This window comes from Sphingomonas sanxanigenens DSM 19645 = NX02 (assembly GCF_000512205.2).
GTDB classification, from domain to species: domain Bacteria; phylum Pseudomonadota; class Alphaproteobacteria; order Sphingomonadales; family Sphingomonadaceae; genus Sphingomonas_D; species Sphingomonas_D sanxanigenens.
This window is the reverse complement of record NZ_CP006644.1, coordinates 4,352,212-4,366,010: the sequence shown is the minus strand read 5'-3', so window position 1 is coordinate 4,366,010 and position 13,799 is coordinate 4,352,212. Positions and strand designations below refer to the sequence as shown.

The 13,799-nt window shown below is 68.9% G+C and carries 10 protein-coding genes; 2 read left to right on the top strand and 8 right to left on the bottom strand.

Translation table 11 applies throughout. The annotated features are described in order from the left end of the window. The first annotated feature begins 441 nt into the window (after positions 1-441). Positions 442-1,878, top strand: a complete 1,437-nt coding sequence (locus NX02_RS33930) for a calcium-binding protein (protein ID WP_025293936.1) — start codon at positions 442-444, stop codon at positions 1,876-1,878. Between the two features lie 121 nt (positions 1,879-1,999). Here NX02_RS33930 and NX02_RS19845 read toward each other — a convergent pair whose 3' ends face one another. Together NX02_RS19845 and NX02_RS19840 are read right to left on the bottom strand one after the other, a co-directional pair. Further along, the gene (locus tag NX02_RS19845) at positions 2,000-4,528 is read right to left on the bottom strand and encodes an ABC transporter permease (protein WP_025293935.1); all 2,529 of its coding nucleotides are present in this window, start codon (positions 4,526-4,528) and stop codon (positions 2,000-2,002) included. After that, complete coding sequence (locus NX02_RS19840) at positions 4,525-5,226, bottom strand: ABC transporter ATP-binding protein (RefSeq protein ID WP_025293934.1); 702 nt, start codon at positions 5,224-5,226, stop codon at positions 4,525-4,527. Before NX02_RS19840 ends, NX02_RS19845 begins: the two co-directional genes overlap by 4 nt. A 102-nt stretch (positions 5,227-5,328) precedes the next feature. Here NX02_RS19840 and NX02_RS19835 point away from each other — a divergent pair, with 102 nt between their 5' ends. Then, the gene (locus NX02_RS19835) at positions 5,329-5,955 is read left to right on the top strand and encodes an arylesterase (protein ID WP_158014267.1); all 627 of its coding nucleotides are present in this window, start codon (positions 5,329-5,331) and stop codon (positions 5,953-5,955) included. A gap of 141 nt (positions 5,956-6,096) precedes the next feature. Here the strand turns inward: NX02_RS19835 and NX02_RS19830 are convergent, their stop codons facing one another. The 6 genes from NX02_RS19830 to NX02_RS19805 all read right to left on the bottom strand — a co-directional run bounded on the left by NX02_RS19830 (position 6,097) and on the right by NX02_RS19805 (position 13,776). Continuing rightward, positions 6,097-7,491: an efflux transporter outer membrane subunit gene (locus NX02_RS19830; protein ID WP_039996705.1), complete on the bottom strand. Its 1,395-nt coding sequence runs from the start codon at positions 7,489-7,491 to the stop codon at positions 6,097-6,099. Further along, a complete protein-coding gene (locus NX02_RS19825; RefSeq protein WP_025293931.1) occupies positions 7,488-8,651 on the bottom strand; it encodes an HlyD family secretion protein in 1,164 nt (387 codons plus the stop codon). The genes NX02_RS19830 and NX02_RS19825 overlap by 4 nt, the downstream gene beginning before the upstream one ends. Next, a complete protein-coding gene (locus tag NX02_RS19820; protein WP_025293930.1) occupies positions 8,651-10,318 on the bottom strand; it encodes an MFS transporter in 1,668 nt (555 codons plus the stop codon). Before NX02_RS19820 ends, NX02_RS19825 begins: the two co-directional genes overlap by 1 nt. A gap of 241 nt (positions 10,319-10,559) precedes the next feature. Next, entirely contained in the window at positions 10,560-11,381 is an 822-nt protein-coding gene (locus NX02_RS19815) for a TorF family putative porin (RefSeq protein ID WP_211258236.1), read from the bottom strand. 182 nt (positions 11,382-11,563) lie between these two features. Continuing rightward, complete coding sequence (locus tag NX02_RS19810; protein ID WP_025293928.1) at positions 11,564-13,084, bottom strand: SulP family inorganic anion transporter; 1,521 nt, start codon at positions 13,082-13,084, stop codon at positions 11,564-11,566. Further along, on the bottom strand, positions 13,081-13,776 hold the full coding sequence (locus NX02_RS19805; RefSeq protein WP_025293927.1) for a carbonic anhydrase: 696 nt from the start codon (positions 13,774-13,776) through the stop codon (positions 13,081-13,083). Before NX02_RS19805 ends, NX02_RS19810 begins: the two co-directional genes overlap by 4 nt. Between the last annotated feature and the right edge of the window lie 23 nt (positions 13,777-13,799).

Below are 13,799 nucleotides of genomic sequence, written 5' to 3'. Positions count from 1 at the left end.
GCGTGAACGGCGCTTTCAAGTTTTGTATTATGTCCCCGAAATAGCACGCCCTTGAATCCCGTCACCCCGCGATTCCATCCTGCGCGCATTCCCCATACACCCGAGCGCAAGCGGTGCGCAGCCGGTAGTCGAGCCATCGGCCCACGACTCCGCGCAGGAGGAATCCGGAGGCCAGGATTGGGCAAAATTCACTGTAACCCGTGTCACCTTCGGCCTGTTTCGCGGCCTGTTTCGGTCGCCTTTCGGGGCGCGGGAGAAGAGGATCAGCGTTCCCGCCGGTCCTTGATCCATTTTAATTGCGTACCGCCGGTACGTCCCCATGCGAATCGTTCTGAAAAAGCGCATGCAGTGATCGCGGTCACATGCGCGTGACCCGGAAGGTCTAGATTATCCAGCCGTGGTGGGACTGGTTACGGACCAGAAACAGGAGGGAGAACGGCCATGTACTTTACGATCGACCGCGCAAACGGCGCGCTGTTCGCGCTGACGGGCTACAGCACGTCGGGCACATTCTTCTTCGAGGATGATGAGGTCATCGTCACCTACGGGTCCTATTGGTCGCTCTCCTACGCCGAGATCGGCGGTGGCGTGTCGCGCAACTTCTCGGGAGGCAGCAGTTCGCAGTTCACCGTCGTCGGCCCGCTCAACCTGCTCCTCGACCCGACGCCCGACGTGCGCGAGTTCGCGATCGTCTTCGAGAGCTTTCCCGATTCGAGCGATGCGATCACCGATGGCCTCGAATATTATACGGTGAAGAACGCCGCCTATGTCACCACGCCGGTGGCGCTCGTCGGAGAAGAGACCGGCGACCATCCGTATTTCAACGTCACCGACCTGCTGATCGGCGGCAGCGCCGGCGACCAGCTGAGCGGGCTGAGCGGCAATGACTGGCTCGACGGCGGCGACGGCGCGGACCTGCTCGACGGCGGCGATCATAATGACATGCTGAACGGCGGTGCCGGCAACGACACGCTCGACGGCGGCCTGGGCAACGACCGGCTCGAAGGCGGCGCGGGCGCCGACACGCTGCGCGGCGGCGCGGGTGACGACACCTATATCCTCGACGCCCACGATATCATCGTCGAACTGGCGGGCGAGGGCACCGATACCGTTCTCGCCAGCACCAACATGTTCACGCTGACCTTCGCCAATGTCGAGAACATCACCCGCGTGGGCGATGCCAGCTTCCGCGGCACCGGCAATGCCGGCGCGAACCGGATCGACGGTGCCGGCGGCACCGACATCCTCGATGGGGGTGCCGGCAATGACGTGCTGAACGGCGGTGCCGGCAACGACACGCTGATCGGCGGCACCGGCGCGGATGCGCTCAACGGCGGCGACGGTATCGATACCGCCAGCTACGAGGCCGCCACGGGGGCGGCGGCGATCACGCTGCTGACCGGCGTCGTCAGCGGTGCCGCCGCGGGGGACAGCTTCTCCGGCATCGAGATCATCAAGGGCACCGCCTTCAACGACCTGTTGCGCGGCGACGCGACGGCGAACACCTTCTACGGCAATGCCGGCAACGACGATCTGCGCGGCGGCGAAGGCAACGACGTGCTCCATGGCGGTGACGGCGATGACCGGCTGCTGGGCGAGGCGGGCAACGACCGGCTGGCCGGCGGCGCGGGCGACGATATCTTCTACCTCAACGGTGGCGGCGGCCGCGATACGATTACCGATTTCACTGCGGGCGCCGCCGCCGGCGACGTGCTGCGGATCGGCGTGGGGCTGCCGTTCGAAAGCTTCGAGGAGATCATGGCGGTGGCGTCGCAATCGGGCGCCAACACGGTGATCCGCTTCGACGCAAGCAATTCGGTGACCCTGCTCAACGTCTCGCTGGCAAGCCTGGACACCGGCGACTTCCTGTTCATCTGACACCTGCATCTTCCTCCCCGGCGCGCAGCGTCGGGGAGGGGGATCATTTGCGCAGCAAAGGGTGGAGGGCCGGCGCGAATCCGGTCGTGCGAACCGCAGCGGGAGCGGGTGGTCCGGCCGCCTACAGCGTCCGCAACGCCCGCGCGGGCCGCACCGACATCAGCGGGATCGAGCCCGCCAGGCCGATGCCCAGTGTCAGCACCGCGCCGCCCGCCAGGGTGCCGAGCACCACCCACCAGTTGGGCGCCCAGCCGAACTCGAAGACCTGCACGATGACATACCAGGCGGCGAGGCTGCCCAGCGCGAGCGAGACCGCGGCGAGCAGGCTGGCGAGCACCGCATATTCCAGCGCCTGCGCGCCCAGCACCTGCCAACGCGTCGCGCCCAATGTCTTCAGGATCACGCTGTCGTAGCTGCGTGCCTGGCGGGAGGCGGCGATCGCGCCGATCAGCACGGCGATGCCGGCGAGGATCGCGACCGAGGCGGCGGCGAGGATCGCGGTAGACATCTGGCGCAGCAGCCCGCCGACCTGATCGATGATCTCCCCCACCGCGATCACCGAGGCCGCGGGAAAGCTGGAGAGCAAGGCGCGCGAGACCGCGGCTTCGCGCGCGGGCGCCATCGTCACCGTCGCGGTCAGGCTGTGCGGCGCCGCGATCAGCGTGTTGGGCGAGAAGACGAGGATATAGTTGAACCCCATCGTGTCCCAATTGACCTTGCGCAGCGAGGCGATGCGCGCCTGGATCTCGCGGCCGAGCACGCTGACGGTCAGCGTGTCGCCGACGTCGACCTGCATGATCTTCGCCGCCTCGGCATCGAGCGAGACCAAGGGCGGCCCGGCATAGTCGCGTGGCCACCAGCGCCCGGCGACGAGGTCGCTGCCCTCGGGCACGACGTCGCTATAGGTCACGCCGCGCTCGCCGCGCAGGAACCAGGCGCCCTCGGGCAGGTCCTTGAGGTCGGCGACGCGCTGGCTGCCATAGGCGGTGATCGTGCCGCGGAGCGCCGGGACGAGATTGAGCTGCGCGCCCGGCGCGCGCTGCTCGACCAGGTCGACGAAGCGCTGGCGCTGCTCGACCGGGATGTCGAGCACGAACAGGTTGGGCGCCTTCGCGGGCACCGTCCGCCTGATCTCCGATTCCAGGCTGGTCTGGATGCCGGCGAGGGTGACGAACAGGGTCAGCGCGAGGCCGAGCGCGACCACCAGCGCCGGCGTCTGCGCGCCCGGACGGTGGAGGTTGGCGATGGCGAGGCGCAGCAGCGGCCGGCGTGGGCGCCGTACGCGCGCGGCAAGCCGTCGCACGCCGGCACCGATCGCAAGCAGCAGCCCGAGCACCGCCGCGACCCCGCCGAGCACGATCGCCGAGAACAGGGGATCGCGCGCGGTGGCGAGCGCGAGGCCGACGACGCCGGCACCGGCGAGCGCGACCAGCCCCCACGTCCGCCGGTCGAGCCGCGCACGGCGATCGTCGACGATGCGGAACAGCGCCGCCGCCGGCTCGGTGCGCGCGCGGGCGAGAGGCGGCAATGTGAACAGCAGGGCGACGAGCAGGCCGTAGACGGCGCTGGTGGCGAGCGGCAGCGGATGGATGCCGATGCCGGGCTTCACCGGCAGCACGTCGCCCGCCGCCGCGACCAGCAGCGGCGGCAGCAGCGCGCCGGCGATGAGGCCCGCGACGATCGCGACGGCCGCGACGATGCCGATCTGCAGCAGATAGATGCGCGCGATGTCCGCCGAGGTCGCGCCCAGCACCTTCAAGGTCGCGATGCTGCCGCGCTTGAGCTGGAGATAGGAGGCGACGCCGTTGCTGATGCCGATCCCCGCGATCACCAATGCGGCAAGGCCGATCAGGGTCAGGAACTGGCCCATCCGCTCGAAGAAGCGGCTGGCACCGGGAGCGGCGCGGTCGCGATCCTTGAGCGCCCAGCCATCGGCATCATGCCGCTTCTTGAGCGCGTCGACCGTCGCTTCGAGGTCGGCTGTGGGGGCGAGGCGGATGCGGTATTTGCTGTAATAGAGACTGCCCGGCTGGATCAGCCCGGCACGGCGCAGGCCCTCGAGGCTGGTGATCGCCACCGGCCCCAATGTGAAACCCTCGCCGACGCGATCGGGCTCATCGACGATGATGTCGCTGATCGTGAAGGATGCGGTGCCGTAGCGCAGCCGGTCCCCCGGCTCCACGCCCAGCCGGTCGCCCAACGACTGGCCGATGACGAGTTCGTCGGCACCCAGCGGCCGGGTGCGCGGGCCCTTGCCAAGCGCGAGCGTGCCGTAGAGCGGATAGACGCCGTCGACGCCCTTCAGTTCGGTGAGCACCGCCTCGGGCGTACCAGCGGGGGCCGGCCCCTCGCGCCGCGCCATCGCGCGCAGCCGGATCGTCTCGCTCATCCGGCCGAGCCGCGCCATCTCGGCCTTTTCGGGCGCGGTCGCCTCGCGCTGCGTCATCGAGACTTCGATGTCGCCGCCGAGCAGGGTCTGGCCGCGTTCGGCGAGTTCGTCGGTGATCGACGATGTCAGGCTGCCGATCGCGGCGAGCGTCGCGACGCCGAGGAACAGGCAGACCAGCAGCAGGCGCAGGCCGCGCAGGCTGGCGCTGAGATCGCGGCGGGCGAGCGGCCAGGCGGCGCGCCAGCCGAGCGGGCGGCTCACGCGCGCCGGTCCGAAACGATGCGGCCGTCGCGCATCTCGACGATGCGGTCGCAGCGCGCCGCGAGCGCTGGATCATGGGTAATGATGATGAGGGTCGCGCCGCGTGCCGCCTGCCGTGCGAACAGCAGTTCGATGATGGTGGTGCCGGTCGATGCGTCGAGATTGCCGGTCGGCTCGTCGGCGAAGATGATCTCGGGGCCGGGGGCGACCGCGCGCGCGATCGCGACGCGCTGCTGCTCGCCGCCCGAAAGCTGCGACGGATAATGGTCGATGCGGTGGCCGAGGCCGACCGCCTGCAGCTCCGCCTCCGCGCGGGCGAAGGCGTCGGTCGCGCCGGCGAGTTCGAGCGGCACCGCGACATTCTCCAGCGCGGTCATGGTCGGCAGCAGATGGAAGGATTGCAGCACGATGCCGATCCGGCCGCGCCGCGCGCGCGCCAGCGCATCCTCGTCCAGCGTGCCATGATCGACCCCGGCCACCCGGATCTCGCCGCCGCTCGCGCGCTCCAGCCCGGCCAGGGTGGCCATCAGCGAGGATTTGCCCGAGCCCGAGGCGCCGAGGATGGCGAGGCTCTGGCCGCGCTCGATATCGAGGTCGATGCCTTTCAGGATTTCGACGGGGGCGTCGCGGGAACCGAGCGACAGGGTGACATTGCGGGCGCGGATCGCAATATGCGTGGGGTCGCTGGTTCCGTGCATAGGGAAAGAGGTGCTCCGTTGAACGACAGGAAGTTGGGGGTCGCGGCACTGCTGCTGGCCGCGCTGACCGCGGGGTGTGCGGATAGCGAGCCGAACGCCAACATGGCGACGCCCACGGAAAATACGAGTGGCGCGGTGCTCGCGCCGACGGTTTCGCAGCCGATTGCCGACGGAAAGCTGATCGTGGCGTTCGGGGACAGCCTCTATGCCGGCTATCAGCTCGGCCCCACCGAGGGATTCGCGCCGACACTGGAGCGTGCGCTGAGGGCCGAGGGCATCGCCGCCACGGTGGTCAACGCCGGCGTTTCGGGCGAGACCACCGCGCAGGGCCGCGCACGCCTCGCCTTCACGCTCGACGGACAGCCGCGCAAGCCGGACCTCGTGATCCTCGGGCTGGGCGCCAACGACATGCTGCGCGGGCTCTCCCCGCAGGAAGCGCGCGCCAACCTCGACGCGATGCTGACCGAACTCGACAGGCGCGGCATCGAAACGGTGCTGACGGGGATGCTCGCCGCACCCAATCTCGGCGCGGATTATGCTGCGGCGTTCAACCCGATCTATCCGGATCTGGCCAAGAAGCATGGCGTGGCGCTCTATCCCTTCTTCCTCGACGGGGTGGCGGGCAAGCGCGACCTGCTGATCGCGGACGGGATGCATCCCAATCCCAAGGGTATCGGCGTGATCGTGGAGCATGTCGCGCCGCTGATCGCGGAAGCGGTGAAGCAATGATAAAGCCCCTCCTGTTTAGAGGAGGGGTTGGGGTGGAGGCGAGCGCAGCGAGCTTCCGGCAACGCCGGAAACAGCGTCGACGGGAGCGTCAAGCCCCCGCCGCCGCTCCCCACCCCTTTTCCCTCCCCTGAAGGGGAGGGGCTATAATGACCAACGATCCGCTGGTAGCGCCGCCGGATCCCAACCCCCGCCCATCGCCTGATACAGCGCCACGCTTGCCGAGAGCCGGTCCGCCTCGATCTGCACCAGCGCCAGTTCCGCCGCGAGCAGGCCGCGCTGCGCGTCGAGCTGGTCGAGATAGCCCGAATAGCCGGCATTGTAGCGGTTGGTGGCGTGGCGCAGCGCTTCCGCCAGCGCATCGCGCTGGGCACGGACCTGGGCCTGTTCGGCACCGATCCGGTCGAGGCGGACGAGCGCGTTCTCGACTTCCTGGAACGCGGTGAGCGCGGCGGCGCGATAGGCGAAGGCTGCCTGATCACGCCGGGCCGCGGCGGCATCGGCGCCCGCCTGCGCGCGGCCGGCGTCGAACAGCGGCGCGAGGATGCTGCCGCCGATCGAGAAGACCGTGACCGGATCGAGCCGCGACACCGCAAGCGCGCCCGCCGAGCCGGTGAGCTGGACGGTGGGGAGAAACGCCTTGCGCGCGGCGGAGAGGCTGCGATCGGCAGCGACGAGGGTCAGTTCGGCCTGCGCGATGTCCGGCCGGCGGCGGAGCAATGTCGAGGGCAGGCCCTGCGGCACCGGCGGCACGACCAGCGCCGCGAGCGTCGCGCCGCGTTCGATCGCGCGCGGATTGTCCCCCACCAGCCGGCTCAGCGCATTTTCCTGGATCGCGATCGCGCGCTCGACCTGAGGGATGATCTGCGCGGTCGCGGCATATTCGCTGCGCGCCTGGTTGAGTTCGAGCTGCGAGGTGTAGCCGGCATCGGCGCGCGACTGGGCGAGGCGCAGCGCCTCGGCGCGGGCGGTCAGCGTCTCGCGCGCGACGATCAGCCGCGCGTCGAGCGCGCGCAGCGCGATGTATCCCGAAGCGGTGGCGCCGGCGACCGACAGCGCCGCGGCATCGTGCGCGGCGGCGCTCGCCAGATATTGTGCCCGGGCGGCGCCGGCGAGGTCGTCGAGCCGGCCGAACAGGTCCGCCTGCCACGCCGCCTGCAGTTGCGGCTGGACCTGCCCGGCATCGTTGGCGGTGCCGAACGCGCCCAATGTCCGCGAATAGGCGCCGCCGACCGCCGCGTTGAGCGTGGGCAGGAGCTGCGCGCTGGCGGCGCGGCCGTTCGCCTCCGCTTCGCGGACGCGGGCCAGCGCGATGGCGACGTCGGGATTGCCGGCGAGCGCGCGTTCGATCAGCGCTGTCATCGCCGGATCGCCATAGCCCCGCCACCAGTCGGCCGCGATCGGCGCGGCGCTGGTCGTCGCCGGTGTGCGCCAGCCTTCGGGCGGCGTGACCGCGGCCTTGCGGGGGACATCCGCGGTGTTGAGCGTGCAGCCGGCAAGGAGGCCGGCAAGCAGCATTCCGGCGCGGCGGCGGATCATCGTTGCGGGCCGCCGTGGGTATCGATCTTCACCTCCACCGACATGCCGGGGCGCAGCCGGCTGGCGAGCGGCTGGTTGGGGTCGACGGCGATGCGCACCGAGATGCGCTGCGCGACCTTGACGAAATTTCCGGTGGTGTTGTCGGGCTTGAGCACCGCGAACTCGGATCCGGTCGCGGGCGCGAGGCTGGTGATGCGTCCGGTCAGCTTGGCGTCGCCCAGCGCGTCGACGCGGACGGTGGCGCGCTGGCCCGGCGCCATGCGCGCGGTCTGCGCTTCCTTGTAGTTGGCGGTGATCCAGAGCTGGCGCGGCACGACGAACATCAGCTGGGTGCCCGCGGTGACATATTGGCCGACGCGCACACCGACCTCGCCCAGCTCGCCATCGGCGGGCGCGCGGATGACGGTGTTGGCGAGGTCGATCTCGGCGAGGTGGAGCGCGGCGCGCGCACCTTCGACCGCAGCCTCGAGCGCGCCGCGATTGACGCCGACCGAAACGACATCCTGCCGCGCGATCTCGCGTGCCGCCTCGGCCTGATGCACCGCGGCTTCGGCGGCGCGGAGCGCGGCGAGCGTCTGGTCCCGCTCGCGCAGCGACACCGAGCCCTGGCCGACCAGTTCGTCCACCCGGCGCATGTCCGCCTGCGCGCGCAGCAATTGCGCGCGGGCGCTGGCGACGGCCGCGCCCTGCGAGACCTGCGTCGCCTCGCGCGCGCGCCGGGTCTGCTGCGAATTGGCGAGCGCGGCGATCTGCGCGTTGAGGTTGGCCCGCGCCTGCTCGACCTTCTGGGCGTAGATGCGGTCGTCGATCTTCGCGAGGACCTGGCCGGGCTTTACCGGCTCGAAATCCTGCACCGGCACGTCGACGACATAGCCCGCCACCTGCGGCGCGATCAACGTGGTGCGGCCGCGGACATAGGCGTTGTCGGTGGATTGCATGCGCGGCGAGAAAGGCGGCAGCGCCCAGGCATAGAGGATGACGAGGATCCCGGCGATCACCACCGCGGCGATGATCAACGTCGTCCGCAGCGTGTTGCGGGGGGGTGCCCAGCCGGTGGGCGCGGGCGGGGCCGGGGGCCCCGACCCTGCGGCGGGGGCCGGGGGCGTCTCGATCGGTTCCCTCACCCGCTCCTGCCCCGGCGGTGCCTGCGTATCGCCCATCATTGCCCCCTCGTGCGCGCCATCGCCGCCAGCACCTCGCTCATCGGGTTCACCCCGGTGATGTACATGCGGAGCTGGCGAATGCCGATCCAGACCAGCACGGCGAGCGAGAGCACCGTGACCAGCAGGAAGATGTCGTTGAACGCCAGCACATTGGCCTCGCGCGTCACCTGCTGCGAAAGCAGCGCCGCGCCTTCCGCCTGCCGCAGGCTCGGATCGCCGAGCACCTTGCCATAGGCGCCCCCCAGCGACTGGATGCGTCCGGCGACCTGGGGGTCGGCCAAGGTCAGCGACTGGACGATGCTGTGCGAATGGAATTTCTCGCGCATCACCTGGAAGGTGCCGAGGAAGGCGGTGCCGGCGAGGCCGCCGATCGACTGGGTGATGCTGAACAGCGCGACGAAGCTGACGATATGGTTGGGGCCCTTCACCAGCGCGCGGAGGATGCCGATCAGCAGCGTCGGCCCCATGAAGAACACCGCGGCGAAGGCGATCAGCGCCTGGCTGAAATACATGTTCTGCGGGCGGGTGAGGTTGGTGGCGTGCGAATCGATGAACGCGCCCACCGCGATCAGCGCGACCGACCAGAAGATCGGCCGGCCGAGATTGGCCGGGTCGATCGTGATCGCGCTCGCCGCCAGCCCGGCGATCGTTGCCAGCACCATGACGAGGCCGAGCATGATGAGTTGATCATTGCCCACCCCCAGCGCGGTCAGCAGCCCGATCGCGCCATAGCTCTGTTCGGAAAGCAGGATGCGCACCGACGTTGCCACCAGCGCGAAGCGCAGGATGTCGCGGCTCGCCAGCCAGCGCGTGTTGAGCAGCGGATTGGCGCGGTTGTGCTCGATCAGCAGCGCGGCGGCGATCAGCACGATCGCCGCGCAGGCGGCGTAGCCGAGCCACGGCGCCTCGGTCCACCACAGGATGCGGCCCTGCGCCAGCACCCCGCACAACAGCGCGACGCCCGGCGCGTAGAGCGCGAAGGTGAGGAAATCGAGCGGCTCGAACGCCTTCATCCGCTCGCTGGGCGGCAGGCGCAGCAGCATCACCAGCGCGGCGCTGATCAGCGCGAGGCCGAGTTCGAACACATAGAGCACCGTCCATTGGCCGCGTTCGAGCAGGTCGGACGACAGCAGCCGCGCGAGCGGTGTGGCGAGCTGCGGGATGCCGATGCCCAGCACGATGCCTTTCAGTCGCCACGGTGCGGGCATCGCCTGGATGATGTAGAGCAGGCACAGCGTGGAAAGCGCACTGGCGGCGATGCCGCTGGCGCCGCGCACGATCAGCGCGGTCGTGTAGCTGTGGGCGACGAGGTGCGCCGCGGTGACGAGCACATAGGCGGGCAGGAAGATGCGCGCGAAGGTGACGAGGCCGAATTGCTGGCGGAACTTGACCAGCAGCAGGCTCATCGAGACGTTGGTCATCAGATAGGCGGCGGTCAGCCATGCGGCCTGATCGCTGTAGAGGCCGAGCGATCCCTGGATGTTGGCGAGGTTGGTGGTGACCATCGCATTGCCGAAGCCGCCGGTGAGGCCGACAAACACGCCGATGGCGAAATAGGCAAAGCGGCGGGAAGTGGGATGCGCGGGCGTGGCCGGGGAGCCCGGCAGCAACGGCCGCTCATGCGGCGCGAACACATAGTCCGGTGAAGTGCCGCCGCCGCTCATGGCCGGATCACTCGGTTGGCAGTGGCCGGTGGGCGCTGCATGCCCGACCAGGCCGGTTCGCGATCGGCGAAGGGGTGAGGATCAGCATCACGCCCCTTGCCGTAGCACGACATTGCTGGATCGTTACGATATCTTTCCGCAACGCTCGAATTTCGAACCCGTCTCGGGCGGGAAGGATCGCCGGTGCCGGGGGCAGCCGGCGCGCGACGATCCTTCCCGCCCGTTCAGGCCGACGCCTGAATCAGAAGGCGGCGCTGATCGAGAACACGACCTGGCTGGCCGCGATCGAGGAACCGTTCTTGGTCGAGGAGAAGTTGGGCTGCAGATAGGCCGATTCACGCTTCGTGATGTCGGTATCGACATAGGCCACGCCCAGCACGACCGGGCCCAGCGCCAGATCGGCACCGACCAGCCAGTCGAGATATTCGCCGGTCGGCGCGAGCGACGTGCCGTTCGGGCCGAGGCCCGGGTTGCCGTTCGAATAGCCGAGATGGCCCTTCAGCGTCAGCGGGGTCTCCGGAATGCCGCCCGAGACGTCACCCCAGATGTACAGATTGTCCTGCTTCTGGCCGCGGCTGTTCACGGTCCGCTCGAAGTTGCCCAGCGCTTCCTGCTTGGGCGCATAGGCGATGCCGACGAGGACGCTGGCCGGTCCGACCGTGCTGCTGAGCTTCGCAAAGGGCTCGGCAAAGTCGGTGTTCGAAAAGCCGCCCGGATACATGTACCAGGTCAGGCCGACGTCCAGCGACGTGCCCTCGGCGACTTCGAGCTTGTAGCCCGCGAACAGGTCGAGTTCCATATTGGCGCCGCCGAAGGTGCCCCAGCCGGACAGGTTGGAGCCCCAGGTGCCGGCATAGGCGCCGCTTTCATGGCTGACGGTGATGCCGCCCTGGATCGCCATTTCCTTGTCGCTCTGGGAGACGCCGCGGAAGCGATAGTCGGAAACGAGCGCAACGCTGCCCGAAACGGTGATGGGTTCGGCCGGCTCTTCAGCGGCTTCCTGGGCGAAGGCGGGCGCCGAGAGCGACATCAGCAGCGCTGCAACGGCGAAACGGTTGATCATGGAACATTCCCCTTTCCGAGAGAACGTTCCTCCTGCGTACCCAAAGTCCCGGCCTCATCCGCCGACAAAGCCCACACGCCGTGCCGGGTGCCTCAGGTCGCACCCGAAATATCCTCCGAGCCTTACTGCAATGTTGCTGATTTATTGCAAAACATTGCTGGTCAGGCCCGGAGGTGTTTTGGTCAATGAGTGTTGTTGAGATGCCGCAGTGCACCAGGCGCACCCGCGAACTCGATCGACATGCCGCTGCGGCGCTTGCGCTGCAGCCAGTCGGAGAGCATCTCGGCGACGGTGTGGTCCACCGCCGACACCCGGGCGAAGTCGATCTTCGCCGGCTTGTCTTCGGGCAGGGCGTCGAGCGCCTTGCTGAGCTTGGGCAGCGTGACGAAGGTCGCCGCGCCGTCCAGCGACATGTGGCTCGCTTCGGGCTGATGGTCGGTGTTCACCCGCAGGCGCAGGCGGCGCAGGTTGGGCGCCAGTTCGACCAGCGAGAGACCGAGGCCGACGAGCACGCCGGTCAGCAGGTCGGTCGCGACGACCATGACGAAGGTCGCCAGCCAGATCACCACCGGCATCGCGCCATAATGGCTGAACAGGTGCTTCACATGGCTCAGGCTCACCAGGCGCCAGCCGGTGACGACGAGGATCGCACCCAGCGATGCCATCGGGATCGCGCGCAGCAGCCAGGGCAGCAGTGCGACGAAGCCGAGGATCCATACGCCGTGCATGATCGCCGACATGCGGGTGACGGCACCGGCCTGGACGTTGGCCGACGAGCGGACGATGACGCCCGTCATCGGCAGCGAGCCGGCGACGCCGCACAGCATGTTGCCGACGCCCTGCGCCCACAATTCCTTGTCGTAGTTGGTGCGGACACCGTCATGCATGCGATCGACCGCGGCGGCCGACAGCAGGGTCTCGGCGCTGGCGATGAAGGCGATGGCGATCGCTGTGACGATCACGCTCGGCGAGAGCAGGGTGGCGAGGAACCCTTCGCCGGGCGTGTCGACCGCAGCGAAGATCGAGGCCGGCACGTCCACCTTGGCGACGCCGAGGCCGAGCGCGACGGTGACGACGGTGGCGACGACGACGCCGACCAGCGCGCCCGGCACCAGCCGCATCGACCGCGGGCGGAGCTTTTCCCAGCCGACCATCGCGCCGATGGTCAGCAGGCCGATCAGCAGGGCGAGTTCGGTCGCCTCGATGTTGCTGGGCGACAGTCCGAGAACGCGGCCCGGCATCGCTGCCAGATTTTCGAGACCGCTCGACAGCGGCTTGGCGTCGAACAGCACGTGGAACTGACCGATCACGATCAGCGCGCCGATGCCGGCGAGCATGCCATGGACCACGGCGGGCGAGATCGCGCGGAACCAGCCGCCGAGCTTGAACAGGCCGGCGGCGATCTGGAACAGGCCGGCGAGCACGAGGATCGGCCCAAGCGCCGAGAGGCCCTGCTCCTGGACGATCTCGAACACGATCACTGCGAGGCCGGCGGCGGGGCCGCTGACCTGCAGTGGCGAACCGGCGAGCAGGCCGACGACGATGCCGCCGATGATGCCAGTGATCAGACCCTTTTCAGGCGGGACGCCCGAGGCGACGGCGATGCCCATGCAGAGGGGCATCGCCACGAGGAACACGACGATGGAGGCGGTGAGATCCCGCCCCATCGTCTTGCCCGCGAACATGGAGGCAGCGGTGCTCATTCCGCGGCCTGGGCGTAAATGACGTCGGACGCGAGGCGCTGACGCGCCGGCAGCGCAACCGGCAGCGGCTTCTCGTGGTCGAGCTGCACGAAGCGGCCGCTCTCCCCGTCGAGCGCCAGAACCTGGCCGGCATGAATGTCGACGAACCAGCCATGCAGCGAGATTTCGCCGCGGGCGATGCCGGCGGCGACCGACGGATGCGTGCGGAGATGGGCGAGCTGCGCGACGACATTCTCGAGCGAGACGGCGCGCACCTGCTCCGGGCGGGTGAGTTCCGGATAGCCCTGCGTCACGACATGATGCGCGGCCGACGAGTGGCGCAGCCATGCGGCGACGTTGGGCATCTTCGCGAGCGTGACGTCGTCGCCCAGCGCCTTCATCGCGCCGCAGTCGGAATGGCCGCAGACGATGATATCGGTCACGCCGAGCACCATCACCGCATATTCGACGGTGGAGGAGACGCCACCATTGGCCTGCGAGAAGGGGGGGACGATGTTGCCGGCGTTGCGGCAGACGAACAGGTCACCCGGCTGGGCCTGGATGATCTCTTCGGGAACCACCCGCGAATCGGCGCAGGAGATCATGAGGGCCTTGGGGCTCTGGCCATGGTCGGCAAGACGGGAATAAAGCGCCTGCTTGGTCTGGTAGACCTGCTTCTCAAAGCTGAATACGCGCCCGATGACGTCGTTCATGAGTGTTCTCCATTGGCTTGCGC

Excerpts from the sequence above, each read along its gene's own strand:
- NX02_RS19840 (WP_025293934.1), bottom strand. The coding sequence starts at position 5,226 with ATGCACGGAACCAGCGACCCCACGCATATTGCGATCCGCGCCCGCAAT.
- NX02_RS19835 (WP_158014267.1), top strand. The coding sequence starts at position 5,329 with ATGGCGACGCCCACGGAAAATACGAGTGGCGCGGTGCTCGCGCCGACG.
- NX02_RS33930 (WP_025293936.1), top strand. The coding sequence starts at position 442 with ATGTACTTTACGATCGACCGCGCAAACGGCGCGCTGTTCGCGCTGACG.
- NX02_RS19810 (WP_025293928.1), bottom strand. The coding sequence starts at position 13,084 with ATGAGCACCGCTGCCTCCATGTTCGCGGGCAAGACGATGGGGCGGGAT.
- NX02_RS19820 (WP_025293930.1), bottom strand. The coding sequence starts at position 10,318 with ATGAGCGGCGGCGGCACTTCACCGGACTATGTGTTCGCGCCGCATGAG.
- NX02_RS19825 (WP_025293931.1), bottom strand. The coding sequence starts at position 8,651 with ATGGGCGATACGCAGGCACCGCCGGGGCAGGAGCGGGTGAGGGAACCG.
- NX02_RS19805 (WP_025293927.1), bottom strand. The coding sequence starts at position 13,776 with ATGAACGACGTCATCGGGCGCGTATTCAGCTTTGAGAAGCAGGTCTAC.
- NX02_RS19815 (WP_211258236.1), bottom strand. The coding sequence starts at position 11,381 with ATGATCAACCGTTTCGCCGTTGCAGCGCTGCTGATGTCGCTCTCGGCG.
- NX02_RS19830 (WP_039996705.1), bottom strand. The coding sequence starts at position 7,491 with ATGATCCGCCGCCGCGCCGGAATGCTGCTTGCCGGCCTCCTTGCCGGC.